Consider the following 22,236-nt stretch of genomic DNA (forward strand, 5'->3'; position numbering starts at 1 on the left):
GATTCACCCCCACTGTGGGCCATTTATTGGCGACGAAAGAACAACGTGACCTGGCCCCATTCGACGCCGAACTTGGTCATGCTGGAACGGTTGATCAACGTGTCTTCGTCCATCAAGTACATCCAGTCATCAAAGCTCACTTCGTAGACCGAGCCGTCCACCGGCAGGTTGAGTCGGTAGCGCCAACGCAGTGCGTTGCCTGCCACTTCGCCGATCGCCTCGCCGACCACATCACCTGCCCGACCGCGCCAGCGCCCCGGGCCATCCGGTGTCAGCGTCCACACGCGCTGCTGGCGCGTGCCATCGCTGTACAGGAAGCGCTCGTCGAGAATCAAGGCGTTGCCCTCGCGCCGGCTGGCGATATTGACCTCAAAGCGCTTGGCCACTTCCCCCGAGCGCTTCTGGAAAATTCCCCAGGCCTTGACGGGCTTACTGAAGAAGCGCTCCAGATCCAACTGCGGTTGCTGGTCCGCGTAGTGGGCCACCTCAACGTTGCTGCAGTTGCTCAAACTCAACACCAGCAACAATGCAATCAGTAGACGTGTCATTGCCTGGCTCCGTGATCACGCGCGGCGAAGCGCCAACGCTCGTCACTGATACTTGTACATTAATATTTATTTGTACAGGTTTGCCAAGACGAATGGCGAATTCTTCAAATGACGCCCATAAAAAAACCGGCCACCAAGGACCGGTTTTTTCATGCATCCTGCGCCAGAACCCTCCTGACGCAAGCGCAAAATCTGAGTGGAGCGGGTAGAGGGAATCGAACCCTCGTCGGAAGCTTGGGAAGCTACTGTTCTACCATTAAACTATACCCGCTCAGAGCGGCTGACTTTGTACCAGATGTTCGCTGGGATTTGAAGTTTTTCTTCGAAAAATGTGTGGGTTGCCTGTGGCGAGGGCGCTTGCTTGCGCTGGGGTGCGAAGCGCCCCCAAAAGGGTGGGGCTGCTTCGCACCCCAGCGCAAGCAAGCGTGCTCGCCACAGGAAGCCTGTATTTCAAATCGCAAAGGCATGCTGCGTCTGGCTCTGGTGATAGCGCAAGCGGCTGACCTGCCGCTGCGGTTTCAAAAAGCCTACCACCGCGTCCCGGCTATCCCGGCACGCCGCCTTGTGCTCCATGTCCAGAAAATGCCCAGTCGCCTGGATGGTGCTGAAGCTGCTCTTGGCCACATGCTGGCCAAACAGCTTGGCATCCTCGGCGCTGGTGTACTCGTCCCATTCGCCATTTAAAAACAGCACCGGAATGTCGATCTGCCTGGCCGCCTTGAGGTAGCACAGCCGGTCGCTGTTCAGCACGTGGCTGATGTGAAAGTGCATCTGCCCGTATTCGTGCTCGGCCAGGCTGCTCACGTGTTTGTAGTTGAAACGCTTGAACAGCGAAGGCAAGTGTTTGCCGATGGTGCTGTTGACCAGGTGGCCGACGCGGTCGCGGTCGAGGTTGCCGAGGTAGTCGACGCCGCGTTCAAGGTAGTCGCGCATCGGCGCGTTGATCACCGGTGAGAAGGAGCTGATCACCGCCTTTTCCACGCGGCGGGGCCGGTGGGAGAGCGCGACCAAGGTGGCAGCGCCGCCCCAGGAAAACGACAGCACGTGTTCGGCGGCGAAGTGCTCGATGAGTTCCAGCAGGATCTGGCCTTCGACTTCTTTCGTCAGCATCTGCTCATGGCGGTTATGGATTTTGGAGCGGCCAGCGTAGGGCTGGTCGTACAAAACCATATTGAATTGTGGGTACAGGCTTTTCACGGTTTGGGCGAAGGAGGCCGTGGTGGCCATGGAGCCGTTGACCAGGATGATGGTCTTTTCAGCCGTATCCGCGCGATGGAACTCCGTGTAAACCCGATACTGACCCTGTATATCCAACACAGCGATTTCTGGCCTCATGTCGTAAGACTCCTGGCAAGCGGGTAGGGCGCGCAGATCACTCTGCACGAGCTTTATGACAGGTAGGCATACGCCTGGAAGATGAGCACCCATGCCGGTCCGATGACGGTTGGCCGACGGCTGTTGTTATGGCGGGCTGTTTGCCTGAGAGGCCCTTAGATCAAGCGCGGGCGGGGCAAGGTGTTTCTTGGAGGTTATAGGCGACTGGCCAGTCATAATTTGGCTGACGTCTTGATTCAAGCAGTACAGACGCCAGGTCGCAAGGCGCCGAACTGGTTTTTTGCCATCACCGGCTGAACGGTCGTCAGACCTGTCTGATTTCATCGTCAGTCAGTGCCCGATATTCGCCTGGCGCAAGCGACGTATCCAGCACCAAAGCCCCCATGCGCTCACGGTGCAGGCCGACCACCTTGTTATCAAAATGCCCGAACATGCGCTTCACCTGGTGATAGCGGCCTTCGATGATGCTCAGCCGCGCTGTCCGTGGGCCTAGCAACTCCAGCTCGGCGGGTTGGGTGGTGAGGTCTTCAAACGCGAAATACAGACCCGCTGCAAACGTCACCGCGTACTCCGGGGTGATGTCTTGTTCGGTTTGCACGAGGTAAACCTTGGGCAGCTTGGTCTGCGGTTGAGTCAGGCGTCGCGACCATTGGCCGTCGTTGGTGATCAGCATCAGCCCGGTGGTGTTGAAATCCAGACGACCGGCGATATGCAGCTCGCTCGTATCCGGCTCATCCAACAGATCAAGCACCGTGGGGTGCACCGGGTCGGCTGTGGCGCTCACGCAGCCCTGAGGTTTGTGCAGCATGAAATAGCGCGCCGGTTTGCCGACTTGCAGCACTTCATCGTCGACGCATACACGGCTGAATTCGCGCACGTCATGCCGCGGATCGCTGACCGCCACGCCATCGACCGTCACCCGTCGCTCAACCAGCAGCATGCGCACTTGTTGGCGATTGAAACGTGGCAGGTTGCTGAGGAAACGATCAACGCGCATTACGCTTGTTCAACCCCACGCAATTGCGCATCCACTTGGGCACAACGCGGGCACAGGCAGGCTTTGTTGCGCAGTTCATCGGGCAGGGCTTGGAGCACCGCCGGGTCGATGGTGACGCTGTAGCACCAGCAGGCTTGGTCGGCGGTGCGCGGGTCGGCCAGGGTGCAGTCGTTGCGGGCACCGCAGGCGGGGCAAAGGGTTGGCGTGGTCATGTCGGTTCGTGCTGTATCGCGCAGTTCCCAGCACGATACAGCGCCGCCTAGCTATTGCAAGCTGCGCAGGTAGCCGCGCCAGCCGCCGAAGTGGCTGATGTCCACGGCGTCTGCCAGGCCTTGCAGGTGCGCACGGCACATTACCAGGCGCGTCATGTCATGGCTGGCGTTGTCTGCAGGCGCGTCGAGCAAGGCAGCAAACTGTTGTGCATAAGACGATGGGCACGGCGACGGCGGCGTAATCCAGCAGGTTCATGAAGTGGGTGTAATAGCCCAGTTCGGCGTTGCACAGCATCGGATTGGCACGCAACTCTTCCAAGGTCACCGGGCGGCCAATGGTCGGCGTCAGTACGCAATCGAGCCCGTCCAATAAGACGTCACAGCATGCTTTCAACGGGGGGCGTTGTGCTGGTGCGCTGACGCACTGCAATGCGGCGCTCGCTTCGTCTGAAACAGGTGTTTCAACCTGTGTCAAAAACGCACCAGATTCGGTTTTTGATGTCAGATATTTCGTCATTCAATGAAAGACGAATGCCGCCCTTCAGCGTCGCTGAAGGTGCTCTCAAGCGGTCCAGGAGGCCGCCATGTATCGACGACTGCTTCTTAGCGCTTTATTCGGCCTGACCCTTTCAGCGTGTGTGCCCTATTACGATGGTGGGGGTACTTACTATCGCTCCGAGGTCTACACCGCACCGGCCCCGGCCTATTACTACGGTGGCGGGCCCAGTTACCTGTATGGGCGTGGCTACTACGCGCCGCCACCGCGTTACTACCCGGCGCCGCGTTATTACCGGCCGGCGCCGGGCTATTACCCAAGGTCTGGTTACCGGCCGTATCCGAACCAAGGCTGGGGCGGCAACCGTTGGGGCAATGGCGGTGGGCATAACCAGGGCGGCAACCGTGGCGGTGGCCATGGCGGCGGCCACGGTGGTGGGCACCGTTAGACGTCGGACAAGTCCGCCAACGGATGGCGGCCTTCCCAGGCTTTGTGGAAGTGCGCTTCTACCACGGCTTGCGGGATTGCATTGATATCCGGCCAGTGCCAATGGGGCGTCTGGTCCTTGTCGATCAACCGCGCGCGCACGCCTTCGGCAAATTCGGGGTGACGGCAGCAGTTCAGGCTCAAGGTGTATTCCATCTGGAACACCTGGGCCAAGGACAGGTGCCGGGCGCGCTGGATCTGCTCCCACACCAGATGCGCGGTGAGCGGGCAGCCTTCGCTGAGCGTCTTGCCCGCGCGGCTGAACAGCGGGTCGGCGTGCTCGCGCAATGGGCTCAAGGCCCGCCAGGCGCAGCGCACATCGCCCACATCCAACCATTCGTCGATCTGCGCACGGCGCGGCAGCCATTGTGCCTCGGGTTGCTGGCCGACGGCTTCCTGGGCCAGCGCCTTGAGCAGGCTGTTGAGTTGCATCGCGGTTTGTTCCTGCCAGTTCAGTCGCAGCAGGCCTTCGATCAGTTCGTCCTGCTGGTCATCGCGCAGGAAGCGGTCGGCCAAGCCCAGGTCCAGGGCATCGCGACCGTTGATATGCACGCCGGTGAGGCCCAGGAACAACCCCAGCTTGCCCGGCAGGCGTGACAGGAACCAGCTGGCGCCTACATCCGGGTACAGGCCGATGCTTATCTCGGGCATGGCGAGGCGGCTGCTCGGTGTCACGATGCGCACCGAAGCGCTTTGCAGCAGGCCCATGCCGCCGCCCAGCACGTAGCCGTGGCCCCAGCAGATCAGTGGTTTCGGATACGTGTGCAGGCGATAGTCGAGGCGGTATTCAGCGGCAAAGAACTGTGCGGCCAGGGTGGGCACGACGCCGGGTTGTTCACGGCAGGCCTGGGCCAGGCTGCGTACTTCGCCGCCGGCGCAAAAAGCTTTCGCCCCATTGCCGCGTAGCAGTACGCAAACAATGTTCGGGTCTTTGGCCCAGGTATCCAGGTGTTCGCCCAAGGCCATAATCATCGGCAAGGAGAGCGCATTGAGGGACTTTTCAGCGTCCAGGCTGGCGATGCCGATGCGGGCGCCGTCGCTGCCGGTCAGCTCTTCGAAGTGCAGGTTCATCGTGACCTCAATCGAGAAAGTGAAAGATCAGTATGATCGCTCCGTGGGAAAGTGCCGGTTGTGTGTCAGATCAATTGACAAGCGGGGTCGGCTTTCCTAGGGTTCGCCCATTCTTTTTTTACACGACGAACACACCATGACCGAAGGCGACCGTATCAAACTCGAACCCAGCTGGAAACACGCCCTGCGGGATGAGTTCGACAAGCCCTATATGGCTGAGCTGCGCGAGTTCCTGCGCCAGGAACACGCCGCCGGCAAAGAGATTTACCCGCCAGGCCCGCTGATTTTCAATGCGCTCAACTCAACGCCGTTGGACAAGGTCAAGGTGGTGATCCTCGGCCAGGACCCGTACCACGGCCCGGGCCAGGCCCACGGCCTGTGCTTCTCGGTGCAACCGGGCGTGCCGACGCCGCCGTCGCTGGTTAATATTTACAAAGAGCTCAAGCGTGACTTGAACATCGACATCCCCAACCACGGTTGCCTGCAAAGCTGGGCCGACCAGGGTGTGCTGATGCTCAACACCACCATGACCGTGGAACGCGCGAATGCCAACGCGCATGCGGGCAAGGGCTGGCAGTTCTTTACCGACCGGGTTATTGAAGTGGTCAGCGAGCATCAGCCGCACTTGGTGTTCCTGTTGTGGGGCGCCCATGCGCAAGGCAAGCAAAAGCTGGTGGATGCGACCAAGCACCTGGTGCTGACGTCGGTGCATCCGTCGCCGTTGTCGGCGTATCGCGGTTTTTTGGGTTGCGGGCATTTCAGCCGCACCAACAAGTTTCTTGAGCAGAATGGCGAGACGCCGATTGAGTGGCGGTTGCCGCCAGTCTAAGGATCAACACAGTCAAATGTGGTGAAGGCTTTAGGTTTTTTCCGGCTGGCGGTTCCAATGCCTGAACAACGGCTCCGCCAAAAACAGCACAAACAACAATCGCATCACCTGCATCGCCGTCACCAACGGCACCGACAGTTGCAAGGTCTCGGCCGTCAGGCTCATTTCAGCAATGCCACCGGGCATCATGCCCAGCGTGAGTGAGCGCAAGTCCAAGTGTGTCAGGGCGCTCAAACCCACCGCCGCCAAGGTCGCCAGCGCCATGGTCAACGCCGTACCTACCAGCGTACGCGCCATGAACGACGGTGCCCGGCGAAAGAACTGACGGTTAAAGTGGCAACCCAAGCCGCTGCCGATCAGCCATTGGCCGATCTGGCTGCCGCCATCGGGCAAGCCGATGTGCAAGTCCCAGACAACACTGGCGGTAGCGCTGACCAGCAGCGGCCCGAACAGCCAGGGGTTGGGCTGACGCAAGCGCTGCCAGCCCCAGGCCACCAGCGCGCCAATCGGAAACAGCACCGCCAGCCAGGCCCAGCTCACCGGTGCCGGATGAAACTGCGGCGCGCCGCCTTCCAGCAAATACTTGAAGATCGCCGGCACGCACAACACCACCACCAGCACGCGCAAACTCTGCCCGGCCGCGACGCGGCTGAGCACCGCGCCATTGCGCGCGCCGAGGTTGACCATCTCACCGGAACCGCCCGGCATGCTGGAAAAAAATGCAGTGGCGCGGTCTTCACCACTGCGACGCATCAACCACACGCCGACAATGCTCGACAGGCTGGTGACCAGCGCGCCGAAGAAAATCAGGCCAAAGTGGCTCATCACCTGCTCGATCACCACTGGCGTGAAGTGCAGCCCGATGCCGATGCCCACCACCCATTGGCCGCATTTGCGCCCGCCGGGAATCTCCGCCAACTGCCACGGCGTGAGGCAACGTACCAGAATGATCGCCAGCAACGAGCCGACCATGTACGGCAAAGGCCAGCCGACGAGGCTGGCCAGGTAACCGCCGGCCAGGCCGACCAGCGGTGTTGCCCACCATTGTTTAAAGGTGACCTCAGACATCGGCCAGGGCACGACGCTGCAGGGCACGTTTACGGTAGATGCGCACCAGCGGGAAGGCCAGCATCAGCGCGGTCAGCACCCACACACCGAAGGTGATCGGGCTGGACCAGAGGATGTCCAGCGCACCGTTGGAGATCGACAGCGCGCGGCGCAGGTTTTGTTCCATCAGGCCACCGAGGATAAAGCCCAGCAGTACCGGCGACAGCGGGAAGTCCAGCTTGCGCAGGATGTAGCCGAAGATGCCGATGCCGACCATCAGGAACAGGTCGAAGGTGGTGGCGTGAACCGCGTATACGCCAATCGCGGTGATGATGGCGATCACCGGCACCAGCGCCCAGTTCGGCACAGCGAGGATGCGTGTGAAGATGCGGATCATCGGGATGTTGAGGATCACCAACATGATGTTGGCGACAAACAACGAAGCGATCAGGCCCCAGACGATGTCCGGTTGCTGTTGAAACAGCAGCGGGCCGGGTGTGATGTTGTACAGCGACAGCGCGCCGATCATTACGGCGGTAGTGCCCGAACCTGGTACGCCGAGGGTCAGCATCGGCACCAGCGCGCCGCAGGCGGAAGCACCGATCGCGGTTTCCGGGGCGGCGAGGCCACGCATGTCACCTTGCCCGAATTTGCCGCTGGCACCGGCCAGGCGTTTTTCGGTCATGTAGGCCACGGCCGAGGCCAGTGTGGCGCCCGCGCCCGGCAATACGCCCATGATGAAACCCAGCAGGCCGCAGCGAATATTCACAGCGAATACCGAGGAAGCTTCCTTCAGGTTGAACATCATTCGCCCGGTGGCTTTTACCGCTTCCTGGCCACGGTGGGTTTTTTCCAGCAGTAACAGGATTTCGCTGATCGAGAACAGGCCCAATACCAATACGACAAACTGGATGCCGTCGGTGAGGTGGATGTTGTCGCCGGTAAAGCGGTACACGCCGCTGTTGGCATCGATGCCGACGGCCGACAAGAACAGGCCGATCAGCGCCGCCACAAAGGTCTTCAGCGGTTTGTCACCGGCCATGCCGCCGAGGCAGACAATCGCGAACACCATCAGTACGAAATATTCCGCAGGGCCGAAGGCAATCGCCCACTTGGCCAGCAGCGGCGCAAACAGCACCATGCCGCAGGTGGCAATAAGCGCGCCGATGAACGAACTCCACGCCGACAACGACAGCGCAACACCGGCCAAGCCTTTGCGGGCCATCGGGTAGCCGTCGAGGGTGGTCATCACGGTGGAGGCTTCGCCTGGGATGTTCAACAGGATCGAGCTGATACGGCCGCCGTATTCGCAGCCCAGGTACACGGCTGCCAGCAGGATCAAGGCCGACTCAGGCGGCAAGCCCAGGGCGAATGCGATGGGGATCAACAAGGCCACACCGTTGATCGGGCCCAGGCCCGGCAACAGGCCGACCACGGTGCCGATCAAGGTGCCGCACAGCGCGGTGATCAGGTTGTAAGGGGTCAGTGCAACGCCGAAGCCCTGGCCCAAATAGCTGAACGTATCCATATCAGTTCTCCAGAACTTCAAGCAGGCCGAGGGGCAGCGGTACATCCATGGCTTTATCGAACAGCAGGTAAAGACCGATGGCCATCAGCGTGACGATCACCACGCTCGGCACCCAGCGGCCGCCATACAGGCGCGCCATCGGGATGCCGATCAGCATGCTGCTGAGAATGAAACCCAGAGCCTCGAAGGTGCCGGCGAACACGATCAACAGCGCGACGCAGATGCCGATCTTGATCAGCGTGTCGCGGTCCAGCGCGGGTTCTTCTTCGGTGTGCTTGGTGGGCTGTGGGCGAAACAGCATGTACATCAGGCCCAGGCTCATCAGCCCGAGCATCAGCAGCGGGTAGGCGCGAGGCCCGACCGGCTCGTAGGAAAAAGCCGCCTGATACGGCCAGGCCATCAGCGCGAGGCCGGCGCAGAGCAGCAGCATCACGGAGGCGAAAATGCGTTGTAAGAGCATGTGGAACTCCTGGGCCACGCCGCCCGTCGAGGAGGGCGCGGCCGCGCAAAAGAGGGGCGATTACTGGATCAGGCCGAACTCTTTGGCCAGCACTTTGTAGTCAGCCACCTGTTTCTTCACATAGGTGTCCAGCTCGGGGCCGGTCATGGCGAACGGGAACAGCTCGCGCTGGTCACGCAGCTTGGCGAACTCTTCGGAGGCCAGCAGTTTGTCGAACGCGTCTTTCCACCAGGCGTAGTCGGCATCGCTGACTTTTGGCCCGAGGTAGAAGCCGCGAACCACCGGCCAGACGATGTCGTAGCCTTGCTCTTTGGCGGTCGGAATATTCTTCATTTCCGGCTCGTCCAGGCGCTCTTCGGCGAACACCGCGAGCAGGCGCATGTCACCGCTGAGGATGTGCGGCATGGAGTCGGAGATGTCGGTACTGCCCACCTGGATGTGGCCGCCGAGCAGGGCCGTGGCGATTTCACCGCCGCCTTCAAGGGCCACGTAACGCAGCTCGCGCGGGTTGATCCCGGCGGCTTTGGCGATCAGTGCGGTCTGCATCCAGTCCTGGCTGCCGACGGTGCCGCCGGAACCGATCACGACGCTGCCCGGATCTTTCTTCAAGGCTTTAACCAGATCGTCGAGGTTTTTGTAGGGCGAATCGCTTTTCACGGCGATGGCGCCGTAGCTGGTGCCGACGGCAGCGAGCCAGCGCACCGCGTTTTCATCGAAGCGACCGAACTTGCCCTGGGCCAGGTTCAACAGCGAACCACTGGACCACGCTACCAGCGTGCCGGCGTCTGCCGGGCGCTGCGCTACCACTGCGTTATACGCCACCGCGCCCACGCCGCCAGGCATGTAGGTGACGCGCATCGGCTTGCTCAGCAACTTCTCGTTGACCAGCGCGCTTTGCGCCAGCTTGCAGGTCAGGTCAAAACCACCGCCCGGGGAGGCCGGGGCGATGCACTCCGGGCGCTTGGGTTCGTCGGCTGCCAGCAGTTGGCCGGCGAACAGTATGCAGCCGGCTGCGAGGGCTAATTTACGCAGTGAATAGGTCATCTTTAACTCCGTCTTTGTTGTTATGAGGTGCTACTACCCGGCACGTATTACCAGAGCGCGATGCTGTAACTGACCAGCACACGCACTTCATCCGCATCACGGGCTGAATAGTTGGAACGGTAGGTGGCATTACGCAGGCGCAACGCTACATCCTTGAACGTGCCACTTTGCACGATGTAGCGGATTTCGCTGTTGCGTTCCCACTCCTTGCCGGTCTCGCCGTTCCTGAGCTTGATGTTGTCACCCGACAGGTAACGGCTCATGAAACTCAGGCCGGGAATCCCCAGCTTGGCGAAGTCGTAGTCGTAGCGCGCTTGCCAGGAGCGCTCTTCGGCGCCGGCAAAGTCGTTGATCTGCACGAAGTTGACCAGGTACGGGTCGCTGCCATCCACGTAAGGGAAGGCGCTGTCGCCGGACATGTGCTGGTAACCGGCGCTAAGCTTATGGCCATTGAGGGCGTAGCTGAACAGGCCGTTGAGCGATGTATTGTCGATTTTGCCGCCGCGTGCGCTGCCGGTGTCATCGCTGATAGCCAGGCGCAGGTCGGTGCCAAAGGTGCCGGGGCCCATCGGGCGCGACGCCACCAGGCCGAGGAAGTGCTGGCGGTAGACGTCGTCGAGCTGAGCAAAGTGGTAGCTGCCGGTGATCTTATCGGCGAACTTATAGTCCACGCCGCCGAAGTTGAAGTGCTTGCCGGTGGCGCCGCTGACGAAGCGGCTGTTTTTGTTGTTAAGGGCGATGTCTTCGTAGTTGGTGTCGTCGCGGTCTTTGGCTTTATCCAGGCGGCCGCCGGTGAACACCAGGTTCTTGAATTCTTTGGAGGTCAGCAGGCCGCCGTTGAAGGTCTGCGGCAGGATGCGGCCGTCGTTGGGTTTGAGGATCGGCAGTTCGGGGATCAGCGAGCCTACTTTCAGCTCAGTGGCGGAGATTTTCACTTTGCCGGTCAGGCCCAGCTTGGAGTACTCGTTGGCGGCACGGCCATCATCGTGGGTCGGCAACAGGCCGCTGCCGGTGCGGTCGGGGCTGGAGTCGAGCTTGACCCCAAGCATGCCCAGCGCATCCACGCCAAAACCGACGGTGCCGTCGGTGTAGCCCGATTGCAGGTTGAGCATAAAGCCCTGGGCCCATTCATCGCGCTTGGATTGTTGTGCACGGGTGCCATCGCGAAAGTCGCGGTTGAAGTACATGTTGCGGGTTTCGAGGGTGGCGCTGCTGTCTTCGAAGAAGGCAGCCTGGCTAAGCGGCGAAAAGCCGGCAAGGGCAGTGGCACTGGCAAGGGCGGTCTGGGCAAGGCGAGAAAAACGAACAGGCGGGCAAGCCTGGGGCTGTGTCGACAGCATCGTTGTGTACTCCGTTATTGTTCTTATTTTTGGCGAAAACGCTTCGTGGCGTTTTTCTGGCGCTACGGATCAGGTAGCTCAGTGGGCATTACCCACCGTCGCTGGATGCTAAAGGGCGAAGCTTTCACTAACCTTTCAGCTGTCTTTCAATGTTTTCGGGCTTCACAGGCCAGGCCGCGCCTGTAAACTGCCCCGCAAAGCGTGGCGTCGACCATGCCCGAATGAGGTGAAAATCCATGCGTGTCCTCCTGGTTGAAGACCATTTGCAGCTCGCCGAAAGTGTCGCCCTGGCGCTCAAGAGCACGGGTTTGACCGTCGACGTGTTGCACGATGGCGTGGCCGCGGACCTGGCCTTGAACAGTGAGGAATACGCGGTGGTGATCCTCGATGTCGGGCTGCCGCGCATGGACGGTTTCGAGGTGTTGGCGCGTCTGCGCGCGCGTGGGAAAAATCTGCCTGTGTTGATGCTGACCGCGCGCAGCGATGTAAAGGACCGCGTGCATGGCCTGAACCTGGGCGCCGACGACTACCTGGCCAAGCCGTTTGAGTTGACCGAGCTGGAAGCTCGAGTCAAGGCGCTGCTGCGCCGCAGTGTATTGGGCGGCGAGCGCCAGCAGGCGTGCGGCGTGCTGGTCTACGACCTGGATACCCGACGGTTCACGGTGGGCGGCGAACTGCTGACGTTGACCTCCCGCGAGCAAGCGGTGCTTGAAGCGCTTATCGCCCGCCCCGGCCGTGTGATGAGCAAGGAGCAACTGGCCTCGCAGGTATTCGGCCTGGATGAAGAAGCCAGCCCCGATGCGATTGAAATCTACGTGCACCGCCTGCGTAAGAAACTCGACGGCCAGCCCATCGCCATCGTGACCTTCCGTGGCCTCGGTTACCTGCTGGAAGCCCGCGATGCATAAGCCCAGCAGCCTGCGCTGGCGCCTGCTGTGGAACTTGGCGCTGTTGCTGGTGGTGCTGATGCTCGCCAGCGGCATGAGTGCCTACTGGAATGGCCGCGAGGCCGCCGACACCGCCTATGACCGCACCTTGCTGGCGTCGGCGCGCACCATCGCCGCCGGGTTGACCCAGGTGGATGGCACCTTGAGTGCCAATGTGCCTTATGTGGCGCTGGACACCTTTGCCTACGACAGCGCGGGGCGTATTTATTATCAGGTCAATGATATTGATCAGAAGCTGATATCCGGCTACGAAAACCTCCCCGGGCCGCCTCCCGGCACGCCACGTACCGATGATTACCCGGCGTTGGCAAGGTTCTACAACGCGACTTATCAGGGCCAGAATGTGCGCGTGGTCAGCCTGCTCAAGGCGGTCTCCGAACCGAACATGAATGGCATGGCGGAAATTCGCGTCGCGGAAACCGATGAAGCGCGCGAGAGCATGGCCCGTAGCCTGCTGGCCGACACCTTGCTGCGCCTTGGGATGTTGGCGGTCGGTGCGTTGCTGCTGGTGTGGTTTGCGGTGAGCGCGGCGCTGCGCCCATTGGAACGCCTGCGCACGGCGGTGGAAGAGCGCCAGCCCGACGACTTGCGGCCATTGCCGTTGGTGGAAGTGCAGGATGAGTTCGGCCCGCTGGTGCGTTCGCTCAATCACTTTACCGAGCGCTTGCGCGGCCAATTCGAGCGCCAGGCGCAGTTTATTGCCGACGCCGCCCACGAACTGCGCACCCCGCTGGCTGCGCTCAAGGCGCGCCTGGAGTTGGGCTTGCGCAGCGACGCACCGGCGACATGGCGCAGTACGCTGGAAACCGCCGCCCAAGGCACCGACCGCCTGACTCACTTGGCCAATCAGTTGCTGTCGCTGGCGCGCATCGAAAACGGCGCCCGGGCGATTGCCGAAGGCGGTGCGCAACTGCTTGATCTCAGCCAGTTGGCGCGTGAGTTGGGTATGGCCATGGCGCCGCTGGCTCACGCGCGAGGCGTGGCGCTGGCCTTGGAGGCCGATGAGCCTGTGTGGCTGCGGGGCGAGCCGACCTTGTTGAACGAGTTGTTGAGTAACTTGGTCGATAACGCGCTGGCCCACACGCCGCCGGGTGGCAATGTGATTTTGCGGGTTACGGCGCCGGCCATCCTGGAAGTGGAAGATGATGGCCCCGGTATCCCGCCGGATGAGCGGGACCGGGTGTTTGAACGTTTTTATCGCCGCAGCCAGCAGGGCATGGGCTCAGGCCTGGGGTTGGCGATTGTTGGTGAGATCTGCCGCGCACATTTGGCGCAGATCAGCCTGCATGATGGTGAGTTGGCGGGGTTGAAGGTGCGGGTGAGTTTTATCGCGGGCTGATCAGTAAAACATCGAGCGCGCTTCATCCAGTTCGGCACGCAGGGCATCGCTGTAAGGGTCGACCCGGAGTTTCTTGATCGCCGGTAGCGTGGCAACCGCCACGTTAGCCAGCGGATGATCGGTGCCTCGGTGGCAATACAGCACGGCGACTTGCACCAGGTCGATGTAGTCCAGGCGCGGGGAGTCGCGTTCCAGGTCCAGGTATTGCCCTGGCAGTTTCGCCAGCATCTCCGGGAAATCCCAGCCACCCAGCAGTTTGTCCCCCAGTAACGGATGAATGCTCTCGATCACATGGTTGAGGCTGACCGGGTCGGAGAGCAGTTCGTAATGGTCTTCGGCAAAGGTGAGGATCGGCAGCACGCCGATCTGATGCACCAACCCGCCGAGGGCCGCCTGGTCCGGCTTGAGCTGGCTGTGGCTGCGGCACAAGGCATAACTCACGCCGGCCACTTCCAGGCTGCGGCGCCACACTTCGCGCATTTTCAGTTCGACGACTTCGGAGCGGGCGTGAAAGATTTGTTCCATCACCAGGCCGATGGCCAGGTTGCTGCTGTAATTGGTCCCCAGCCGCGTGATGGCGGTGTGCAGGTCGGTGACTTCCTGGGTCGCGCGCAGCAGCGGGCTGTTGACCACTTTGATCAGGCGCGCCGACAGGGCGGTATCGCGACCGATCACTTTGCTCAAGTGGCTGATGCTGATATCCGGGTCTTCGGCGGCCTGACGAATTTTCAGGGCCACTTCCGGTAATGTCGGCAGAACCAGGTCATCGTTGTCGATGGCCATCACCAAAGCCTGTTGGACTTTTTCCGCCAGCTTGTTCATTCATGCTCTCTAGGGTGTTGCAAAAAGGTACGGCGATTAACGCTGGATCTCTTTATCGCGATCCAGTGGGTAAGGCAGGTCAAGCAGGCGCAAGCCGGGGCCTTCCAGGGTGCCTAAGTGCACATCGCCACTGTCGGCAGCTTCGGCTTGCAGCACGGCCAGAAGTTCAACGGTTTGGTCAGCTTTTGCTGCTATCACCACTTCACCGATGGCGCTGTTGTGGCCAGGCGCGAACAGTGGGGTGCCTGGCTCGGGCAATTCGGCGCCGTCGAGGCTCAGGCGATACAGGCGACGCTTGAGCTTGCCCAGGTACTGCATGCGCGCGACGATTTCCTGGCCGGTGTAGCAACCCTTCTTGAAACTGACACCGCCGACGGCCTGCAGGTTGAGCATCTGTGGGATGAACAGTTCACGGGTCTGAGGCATGACCTGGCCGATGCCGGCACGGATCTGGCCAAGCAACCAGTCATTCAAGTCAGCTTGTTTGAGCTGTGTCGCCAATAGATTGCGTACAGCCTCGGCTTGCTCGGCAGGCACCCAGAGTTCGGCGCGGCCGGGGGAGACGCGAAGGGCGATCAACGCCTCGTTACGCGCTACGCTGTCGGTTTCGGCGGGGAGCTCAAGGCCAAGTGTCGCCAGGGCCGAATCGGCATCAGCCAGGCCGAAGCGTGCCCAGGCAGGGCTTTCGTCGGTGAGTTTGGACTTGGAGAACACCGCGTACTTTTTCAGGTCCGCCAGTTGCGGCTCGAGCAGCTCGGTGGCCATGGCCAGGAGCACGCCATCACCTTGCAGCAGGATGCGAAAACTCGACTGCATACGGCCTTTTTGCGTACAGCGCGCGCCGAGGCTGGCCTGGGCGTCGCTCAGGTAATTGAGGTTGCAGGTCAGTTGCCCCTGCAGGAACTTGGCAGCGTCGGAACCGCGGACGGCGAGAACGCCTTCGTGGGTCAAGGGGCAGAAAAAAGCAGAGTCGGCCATGGGTCATCGCAGGTCAAAAAGTCATGGGTGCATCATAGAGGGGCGCCCGGCAAATGGATAGTTTCCGTATGGTGCGACCAAAGCCGGCTGGTCCGGTGCCCACGGGCCTGTATACTTGCGCTCTATTTGAGGAGCGCTCCATGGTCGAAGATGTAGAAATCAATCGCCTCTACTGGCACAGCCGCCGTGGCATGCTGGAGTTGGATGTGTTGTTGGTGCCTTTCACCAAAGAGGTGTACGCGACGCTCGATAAGGTGGATCGCGACCTCTACGTCCGACTGCTGGAATGCGAAGACCAAGACATGTTCGGCTGGTTTATGGAACGCGCCGAGTCAGAAGATCCGGAGCTGCAGCGTATGGTTCGGATGATTCTGGACCGTGTCCAGCCCAAGTAATCGCTTCGAATGCCGCTGGCAGGCCTCACGGCTGTTGCTGGCGGCCTATCTGCTTGCCCAGCTGTTCGCGCTGGGTGCCTTGCTCGTTATTGATGTGCCGTTCGCAAGCCTTGGCGTTCTGTTATGCCTGGCGCATGCCGCCTGGGTATTGCCTCGGCATATTCTTTTGGCCCACCGCTCGTCGATTCGTGGCCTGCGTCGTGACGAAGACGGCTGGCAGTTATTCAGCAATGAGCGTGGCTGGCACAGCGTGCAATTGCGTCCCGACAGCCTGGCATTGCCGCTGATCGTGGTACTGCGCTACCGGGTGCCGGGCGAGTGGTGGGTGCGCTCAATTTGTGTGCCGATGGATTCGCAGGCCGCCGATGTGCATCGGCGCCTGCGGGTGCGCTTGAAGTTCAGCCGCCGTAGGTGGTTGGCACCAGAATAGTGTCGCGGGCCTCGGGCAGCATCTGCGGATAGTCGAGGGTGTAATGCAGGCCGCGACTTTCCTTGCGCTCCATGGCTGAGCGGATCATCAGTTCCGCCACCTGGGCCAGGTTGCGCAACTCGATCAGATCGCGGCTGACCTTATAGTTGCTGTAGAACTCGTCGATCTCATCCAGCAGCAACCGCACGCGGTGCTGAGCGCGTTGCAGGCGTTTGTTGGTGCGCACGATTCCTACGTAGTCCCACATGAAGCGGCGCAACTCGTCCCAGTTGTGGGCGATGATCACGTCTTCGTCCGAATCGGTCACTTGGCTGGCGTCCCAACGCGGCAGGGCGGCCGGTACGGGGATGCGTGGCAGTTGCTCGAGGATATCGGCGGCGGCTGAACGGGCATATACGAAACACTCGAGCAGCGAGTTGCTGGCCATGCGGTTGGCGCCGTGCAGGCCGGTGAAGCTGGTTTCGCCAATCGCATACAGGCCGGGCACGTCGGTGCGGCCGTGTTGGTCGACCATCACGCCGCCGCAGGTGTAATGCGCGGCGGGCACCACCGGTATTGGGCCTTTGGTGATATCGATATTGAACGCCAGGCAGCGCTCGTAGACGGTGGGGAAGTGGGTCTTGATGAAGGCTTCGGGTTTGTGGCTGATGTCCAAATAGACGCAGTCGATACCCAGGCGCTTCATTTCGTGGTCGATGGCGCGGGCGACGATATCTCGCGGTGCCAGCTCGGCGCGTGGGTCGAAGCGTTGCATGAAACGCTCGCCATTCGGCAGTTTCAGGTGTGCGCCTTCACCGCGCAGGGCTTCGGTGATCAGGAAACTCTTGGCCTGCGGGTGATACAGGCAGGTGGGGTGGAATTGATTGAATTCCAGGTTCGCCACCCGGCAGCCCGAACGCCACGCCATGGCGATGCCATCACCGCAAGCGCCGTCGGGGTTACTGGTATAGAGGTAGACCTTGGCTGCGCCGCCTGAGGCCAGAATAGTGAAGCGCGCGCCGTAGGTGTCGACTTCGCCGCTGGCGCGGTTGAGCACGTAGGCGCCGAGGCAGCGTTCGCCTTTCAGGCCCAGGCGTTTTTCAGTGATCAGGTCGACGGCTACCCGTTGTTCCAGCAATTCGATGTTCGGGCGTTGGCGGGCCTGGTCGAGCAGGGTCTTGAAGATCGCGGCGCCGGTGGCGTCGGCGGCGTGGATGATGCGGCGATGGCTGTGGCCGCCTTCACGGGTCAGGTGGAATTCGAATCCGCCGTCGTCGCTGCCGGCATGTTCGTCGCGGGTGAACGGCACACCTTGGTCGATCAGCCATTGGATGGCCTCGCGGCTATGTTCGACGGTGAAGCGTACGGCATCTTCGTTGCACAGGCCGCCGCCGGCGTTGAGGGTGTCTTCGACGTGGGATTGCACTGTGTCGGTGTCGTCCAGGACCGCAGCGACGCCGCCTTGGGCCCAGAATGTCGAGCCGTTGGCCAGGTCGCCTTTGCTCAGGACCGCAATGCGCAAGTGGCTGGGAAGTGTCAGCGCCAGGCTCAAGCCGGCCGCGCCACTACCGATCACCAAGACATCGTGTTGAAACTGTTGGCTCATTTGACGGATTCCGCAAAAAGCGATCCAAAGGGGTGGCGCAAACAGGACGCCTGGATCGGCGAATCAAAGGGTCACACGGGCCACTAGTATATAGAGGGGGGGAGCGGCACAATAGCCGGGCGTTCGTGGCAATGTGAGATTACGGTGCACGGCTTGGGTAAAATCGGCTGGTTATTGAGACGGGAACTTTTTGCATAAGCCCTGACTCAATAGCAGGTTGCCCGAAAGCTGGGAAAACGTTGTGTTTATTGGCCCGTCGGGAGCATTGGACGCGTCAGAAAACCGGCGACAAGATTATTCGCGCAGCCGGCATTGCCCGTGCTGCGTTTTTCGTGTGTGCCAAATCAGTGCGCGCCGGAAACTTGCTTGGAGGGGGAGAACTTTTGCGAAAAGTCCTAGTCTATGTTTGCAAGCCTGATCGTTTAGTTATGCAAGCCTCCTTCAAGTACAACGAGGAGTGTTCATGCTAACCCAGGAAGAGGATCAGCAGCTGGTCGAGCGCGTTCAACGCGGCGACAAGCGAGCATTTGATCTGCTAGTGCTGAAATACCAGCACAAAATTCTCGGGTTGATCGTGCGTTTTGTGCACGACACCCATGAAGCGCAGGACGTTGCACAAGAAGCCTTTATCAAGGCATACCGTGCACTGGGCAATTTTCGCGGTGATAGTGCGTTTTACACGTGGCTGTACCGTATCGCCATCAACACGGCGAAGAACTATCTGGTGTCTCGCGGACGCCGCCCACCCGATAGTGATGTGAGTTCGGAAGATGCAGAATTTTACGATGGTGATCACGGCCTCAAAGATCTCGAGTCGCCGGAGCGTGCATTGCTGCGCGACGAGATCGAAGGAACCGTTCATCGCACAATTCAGCAACTGCCAGAAGATTTACGTACGGCGTTAACTTTACGTGAATTCGATGGTCTGAGTTACGAAGACATTGCGAGTGTCATGCAGTGTCCGGTGGGGACTGTAAGGTCACGGATTTTCCGGGCCCGGGAAGCCATCGATAAAGCCTTGCAACCGTTGTTGCAGGAAAACTAAAGACAGCGGCGACAGCCAAGAGAGGAACCGCCATGAGTCGTGATGCCCTGCAGGAATCGCTGTCCGCAGTGATGGATAACGAAGCGGATGAACTGGAACTTCGTCGAGTGCTTAACGCATTTGATGATGCCGAAACCCGTGATACCTGGTCTCGTTACCAAGTCGCTCGGGCGGTGATGCACAAGGATCTTCTAATCCCTCGTCTGGATATTGCTGCGGCCGTTTCTGCTGCGCTGGCTGATGAAGCCGTTCCGGCAAAAGCTGCTCGTGGTCCATGGCGTAGCCTGGGTCGTTTGGCAGTAGCTGCTTCGGTGACTGTTGCTGTGCTGGCCGGTGTTCGCCTGTACAACCAGGACGAAATCGCCGGTGCCGAACTGGCTCAACAGACTCAGCAACCGGTAATGGCCGGTCCGCAAGTCAAAGGCCCAGCCGTACTGGCCGGCTATAAGGAAAGCTCTGACACGACTGGCCCTATGGCTAATGGTGTACTTCAAGGGCAATCCGGCTGGCAGGATCAGCGTCTTCCTGGCTACCTGCGTCAACACGCACAGGAATCGGCTTTGAAAGGCACTGAAAGCGCTCTGCCATACGCTCGTGCAGCAAGTCTGGAAAACCGCTAAACCGCTAAGGGGCCCTATGCGCGCCATACCGCTCCTTACGCTTGTGCTCAGTGGTTGTTTTGCACTACCCGCCCATGCCGACGAGGCCCAAGACTGGCTGACTCGACTTGGGCGTGCAGAGCAGCAGCAAAGCTTTCAAGGTACGTTCGTCTACGAACGTAACGGCAGTTTTTCCACCCATGATATCTGGCACCGCGTCCAGGAGGGTCAAGTCCGAGAGCGGCTTTTACAGCTCGATGGCTCGGCTCAGGAAGTTGTGCGCGTAGATGGCCGGACGCAATGTGTAAGTGGCACTTTGGTAGCTGGTCTTGGTAATTCCCCTGATGCGCCTTCGCGCGCACTGGATCCGCAAAAACTCACTCAATTCTACCAACTGGCCGTCATCGGCAAGTCGCGCGTGGCCGGTCGTAAAGCGGTGATTGTGTCGGTTACGCCGCGAGATCAATATCGATATGGCTTCGAGTTGCACCTGGATCGTGAGACCGCGCTGCCGCTCAAATCCTTGTTGCTCAATGACCAGGGCCAGCTGTTGGAGCGTTTTCAGTTCACTCGACTGAGTACTTCGCCAGCGCCCTCCGATCACGACTTACAGCCTAGTAGTGAATGTACGCCTGTCGCCGTTTCGAAGAGCAAAGCGCCTGACGTGACTGCGACTCGAGATTGGCATCTGGATTGGCTGCCTCCCGGTTTCCAGCTCACCAACAGTACTGCACGCAAAGACACCCAGACCAAAGCCACCGTCGACAGCCTGATGTATGAAGACGGGCTAGCGCGTTTTTCGGTGTTCCTTGAGTCAACCGATGGTGCAAGTGTGAGTGAGACCCGCACCCAGCTAGGCCCAACGGTTGCTGTTTCGCGCCGCTTGAACACGGTTGATGGCGAAGTCATGGTGACGGTTGTCGGCGAAATCCCCATCGGCACCGCCGAGCGCATCGCGCTCTCGGTGCGCGGGGAAAAGACAGCCGCCAAGCCGTGAGCTGTTAATCCTATGTTCATCCTGACCTTTCAATCTGCGCTTGTGCCTGGTCGGGTGCTGAGAACATGAAATGTCTGGATCAGTATTTTCACTTGCAAAAAATCCCCATGTTTTTTATAGGTCAGGGCTTGTCGGCTCTGGCCTTGTTTTGTTCGCGGAACAAAGATGTCGGTCGCAGTTTTCGGCGTTTCTTGAACCCTGTCGCTCAACCCTGCTCGTCGTAACGGGAGCTGTATGTCGATACCACGTTTGAAGTCTTACCTATCCATAGTCGCCACGGTACTGGTGCTGGGTCAGGCCGTGTCCGCGCAAGCGGCCGAGCTGCCTGACTTCACCCAACTGGTGGAGCAGGCCTCACCGGCCGTGGTGAACATCAGTACCACGCAGAAACTGCCGGATCGCAAAGTCTCGAACCAGCAGATGCCGGACCTGGAAGGCTTGCCGCCGATGCTGCGCGAGTTCTTCGAGCGCGGCATGCCACAACAGCGCTCCCCTCGTGGCGGCGGTGGGCAGCGTGAAGCGCAGTCCCTGGGCTCGGGTTTCATCATTTCTCCCGATGGCTACATCCTCACCAACAACCACGTCATTGCCGACGCTGACGAGATCCTCGTGCGCCTGGCTGATCGCAGTGAGTTGAAAGCCAAGCTCGTCGGCACCGACCCGCGTTCCGACGTGGCCTTGCTGAAAATCGAAGGCAAAGATCTGCCGGTATTGAAACTGGGTAAATCCCAGGACCTGAAAGCCGGGCAGTGGGTAGTGGCGATCGGTTCGCCGTTCGGCTTCGACCATACCGTCACCCAAGGCATTGTCAGCGCCATCGGCCGCAGCCTGCCAAACGAAAACTATGTGCCGTTCATCCAGACCGACGTGCCGATCAATCCGGGTAACTCCGGTGGTCCGTTGTTCAACCTGGCGGGCGAAGTGGTCGGTATCAACTCGCAGATCTATACCCGTTCCGGTGGCTTCATGGGCGTCTCCTTCGCCATCCCGATTGACGTGGCCATGGACGTTTCCAACCAGCTTAAAAGCGGTGGCAAGGTCAGCCGTGGCTGGTTGGGTGTAGTAATCCAGGAAGTGAACAAGGATTTGGCTGAGTCCTTCGGTCTTGATAAGCCAGCCGGTGCACTGGTTGCGCAGATCCAGGACGACGGCCCGGCCGCTAAAGGTGGCCTGCAAGTAGGTGACGTGATCCTGAGCATGAATGGCCAGCCGATCATCATGTCGGCTGACCTGCCACACCTGGTGGGCGCACTCAAGGCAGGCAGCAAAGCCAAGCTGGAAGTGATTCGTGAAGGCAAGCGCCAGAACGTTGAGCTGACCGTAGGCGCAATTCCTGAAGAGGGCGCCACCTTGGATGCTCTGGGCAACGCCAAGCCGGGTGCCGAGCGCAGCAGCAATCGTCTGGGCATCGCCGTGGCCGAGTTGACTGATGAACAGAAGAAGAGCTTCGATCTTAAAAGTGGCGTCGTGATTAAGGAAGTGCAGGACGGCCCTGCCTCTCTGATTGGCCTACAGCCAGGTGACGTCATCACCCACCTGAACAATCAGGCAATCGACAGCACCAAGCAGTTCACCGACATCGCCAAGGCGTTGCCGAAGAATCGTTCGGTATCGATGCGCGTGTTGCGTCAAGGACGTGCAAGCTTCATCACCTTCAAGCTGGCCGAGTAATCCGCTAGAACAATAAAAAGCCCCGCGAAAGCGGG

Annotated in this window: 24 protein-coding genes and 1 tRNA gene; 10 read left to right on the top strand and 15 right to left on the bottom strand. The window is 60.3% G+C overall.

What is annotated here, in order from left to right; genetic code table 11:
* Nucleotides 1–23: 23 nt before the first annotated feature.
* From ACA065_RS07805 to ACA065_RS07830, 6 genes are all read right to left on the bottom strand, one after another.
* Complete coding sequence (locus ACA065_RS07805; RefSeq protein ID WP_497694015.1) at nt 24–548, bottom strand: DUF3833 domain-containing protein; 525 nt, start codon at nt 546–548, stop codon at nt 24–26.
* 197 nt (nt 549–745) lie between these two features.
* Nucleotides 746–819 (bottom strand) — tRNA-Gly (locus ACA065_RS07810).
* Between the two features lie 179 nt (nt 820–998).
* On the bottom strand, nt 999–1,883 hold the full coding sequence (locus ACA065_RS07815) for an alpha/beta fold hydrolase (protein ID WP_497694016.1): 885 nt from the start codon (nt 1,881–1,883) through the stop codon (nt 999–1,001).
* Nucleotides 1,884–2,187: 304 nt separating this feature from the next.
* A complete protein-coding gene (locus ACA065_RS07820; RefSeq protein ID WP_497694017.1) occupies nt 2,188–2,880 on the bottom strand; it encodes a pseudouridine synthase in 693 nt (230 codons plus the stop codon).
* On the bottom strand, nt 2,880–3,092 hold the full coding sequence (locus ACA065_RS07825) for a cysteine-rich CWC family protein (RefSeq protein WP_497694018.1): 213 nt from the start codon (nt 3,090–3,092) through the stop codon (nt 2,880–2,882). Before ACA065_RS07825 ends, ACA065_RS07820 begins: the two co-directional genes overlap by 1 nt.
* Before the next feature lie 157 nt (nt 3,093–3,249).
* Nucleotides 3,250–3,609 carry a hypothetical protein gene (locus ACA065_RS07830; protein WP_497695448.1) on the bottom strand — a complete coding sequence of 120 codons (360 nt, stop codon included), beginning with the start codon at nt 3,607–3,609 and terminating at the stop codon, nt 3,250–3,252.
* Between the two features lie 67 nt (nt 3,610–3,676).
* Here ACA065_RS07830 and ACA065_RS07835 point away from each other — a divergent pair, with 67 nt between their 5' ends.
* On the top strand, nt 3,677–4,036 hold the full coding sequence (locus ACA065_RS07835; RefSeq protein WP_497694019.1) for a hypothetical protein: 360 nt from the start codon (nt 3,677–3,679) through the stop codon (nt 4,034–4,036).
* On the opposite strand, the gene dspII is transcribed toward ACA065_RS07835, so the two are convergent.
* Nucleotides 4,033–5,145 (bottom strand): enoyl-CoA hydratase/isomerase DspII, encoded by a 1,113-nt coding sequence (gene dspII, locus ACA065_RS07840; RefSeq protein WP_497694020.1) that lies wholly within the window; start codon nt 5,143–5,145, stop codon nt 4,033–4,035. The genes ACA065_RS07835 and dspII overlap by 4 nt on opposite strands.
* Before the next feature lie 136 nt (nt 5,146–5,281).
* Between dspII and ung the strand changes: the two genes are divergently transcribed.
* Nucleotides 5,282–5,974 carry a uracil-DNA glycosylase gene (ung, locus tag ACA065_RS07845; RefSeq protein ID WP_497694021.1) on the top strand — a complete coding sequence of 231 codons (693 nt, stop codon included), beginning with the start codon at nt 5,282–5,284 and terminating at the stop codon, nt 5,972–5,974.
* Between the two features lie 30 nt (nt 5,975–6,004).
* Here ung and ACA065_RS07850 read toward each other — a convergent pair whose 3' ends face one another.
* The 5 genes from ACA065_RS07850 to ACA065_RS07870 are packed head-to-tail and all read right to left on the bottom strand — an operon-like array spanning nt 6,005 to nt 11,393.
* Complete coding sequence (locus tag ACA065_RS07850) at nt 6,005–7,042, bottom strand: AbrB family transcriptional regulator (RefSeq protein WP_497694022.1); 1,038 nt, start codon at nt 7,040–7,042, stop codon at nt 6,005–6,007.
* Nucleotides 7,035–8,549, bottom strand: coding sequence for a tripartite tricarboxylate transporter permease (locus ACA065_RS07855; RefSeq protein WP_497694023.1), 1,515 nt, complete (start codon nt 8,547–8,549; stop codon nt 7,035–7,037). The genes ACA065_RS07850 and ACA065_RS07855 overlap by 8 nt, the downstream gene beginning before the upstream one ends.
* A gap of 1 nt (nt 8,550) precedes the next feature.
* Nucleotides 8,551–9,009, bottom strand: a complete 459-nt coding sequence (locus ACA065_RS07860; protein ID WP_497694024.1) for a tripartite tricarboxylate transporter TctB family protein — start codon at nt 9,007–9,009, stop codon at nt 8,551–8,553.
* Between the two features lie 60 nt (nt 9,010–9,069).
* Complete coding sequence (locus ACA065_RS07865) at nt 9,070–10,053, bottom strand: Bug family tripartite tricarboxylate transporter substrate binding protein (protein WP_497694025.1); 984 nt, start codon at nt 10,051–10,053, stop codon at nt 9,070–9,072.
* Nucleotides 10,054–10,100: 47 nt separating this feature from the next.
* Nucleotides 10,101–11,393, bottom strand: coding sequence for an OprD family porin (locus tag ACA065_RS07870; protein ID WP_497694026.1), 1,293 nt, complete (start codon nt 11,391–11,393; stop codon nt 10,101–10,103).
* A gap of 236 nt (nt 11,394–11,629) precedes the next feature.
* Here ACA065_RS07870 and ACA065_RS07875 point away from each other — a divergent pair, with 236 nt between their 5' ends.
* Together ACA065_RS07875 and ACA065_RS07880 are read left to right on the top strand one after the other, a co-directional pair.
* Nucleotides 11,630–12,301: a response regulator gene (locus ACA065_RS07875; protein ID WP_497694027.1), complete on the top strand. Its 672-nt coding sequence runs from the start codon at nt 11,630–11,632 to the stop codon at nt 12,299–12,301.
* A complete protein-coding gene (locus ACA065_RS07880) occupies nt 12,294–13,679 on the top strand; it encodes a sensor histidine kinase (RefSeq protein ID WP_497694028.1) in 1,386 nt (461 codons plus the stop codon). Before ACA065_RS07875 ends, ACA065_RS07880 begins: the two co-directional genes overlap by 8 nt.
* On the opposite strand, the gene ACA065_RS07885 is transcribed toward ACA065_RS07880, so the two are convergent.
* Together ACA065_RS07885 and ygfZ are read right to left on the bottom strand one after the other, a co-directional pair.
* Complete coding sequence (locus tag ACA065_RS07885) at nt 13,680–14,501, bottom strand: HDOD domain-containing protein (protein WP_497694029.1); 822 nt, start codon at nt 14,499–14,501, stop codon at nt 13,680–13,682.
* 36 nt (nt 14,502–14,537) lie between these two features.
* Nucleotides 14,538–15,479, bottom strand: a complete 942-nt coding sequence (ygfZ, locus tag ACA065_RS07890) for a CAF17-like 4Fe-4S cluster assembly/insertion protein YgfZ (protein WP_497694030.1) — start codon at nt 15,477–15,479, stop codon at nt 14,538–14,540.
* A 140-nt stretch (nt 15,480–15,619) separates the two neighbouring features.
* On the opposite strand from ygfZ, the gene ACA065_RS07895 reads away from it, so the two are divergent.
* The gene (locus tag ACA065_RS07895) at nt 15,620–15,874 is read left to right on the top strand and encodes an FAD assembly factor SdhE (protein WP_003233917.1); all 255 of its coding nucleotides are present in this window, start codon (nt 15,620–15,622) and stop codon (nt 15,872–15,874) included.
* Nucleotides 15,858–16,304 (top strand): protein YgfX, encoded by a 447-nt coding sequence (locus tag ACA065_RS07900; protein WP_497694031.1) that lies wholly within the window; start codon nt 15,858–15,860, stop codon nt 16,302–16,304. The genes ACA065_RS07895 and ACA065_RS07900 overlap by 17 nt, the downstream gene beginning before the upstream one ends.
* Here the strand turns inward: ACA065_RS07900 and nadB are convergent.
* Nucleotides 16,273–17,889, bottom strand: a complete 1,617-nt coding sequence (nadB, locus tag ACA065_RS07905; protein WP_497694032.1) for an L-aspartate oxidase — start codon at nt 17,887–17,889, stop codon at nt 16,273–16,275. The genes ACA065_RS07900 and nadB overlap by 32 nt on opposite strands.
* A 463-nt stretch (nt 17,890–18,352) precedes the next feature.
* Here nadB and rpoE point away from each other — a divergent pair, with 463 nt between their 5' ends.
* From rpoE to ACA065_RS07925, 4 genes are all read left to right on the top strand, one after another.
* On the top strand, nt 18,353–18,934 hold the full coding sequence (gene rpoE / locus ACA065_RS07910; protein WP_003172477.1) for an RNA polymerase sigma factor RpoE/AlgU: 582 nt from the start codon (nt 18,353–18,355) through the stop codon (nt 18,932–18,934).
* Between the two features lie 32 nt (nt 18,935–18,966).
* Complete coding sequence (locus ACA065_RS07915; protein ID WP_003172479.1) at nt 18,967–19,554, top strand: sigma-E factor negative regulatory protein; 588 nt, start codon at nt 18,967–18,969, stop codon at nt 19,552–19,554.
* Nucleotides 19,555–19,570: 16 nt separating this feature from the next.
* Nucleotides 19,571–20,530 (top strand): MucB/RseB C-terminal domain-containing protein, encoded by a 960-nt coding sequence (locus ACA065_RS07920; protein ID WP_497694033.1) that lies wholly within the window; start codon nt 19,571–19,573, stop codon nt 20,528–20,530.
* A gap of 234 nt (nt 20,531–20,764) precedes the next feature.
* A complete protein-coding gene (locus ACA065_RS07925) occupies nt 20,765–22,201 on the top strand; it encodes a DegQ family serine endoprotease (protein WP_497694034.1) in 1,437 nt (478 codons plus the stop codon).
* The last annotated feature ends 35 nt before the right edge of the window (nt 22,202–22,236 follow it).

This window comes from Pseudomonas sp. LBUM1640 (assembly GCF_059716225.1).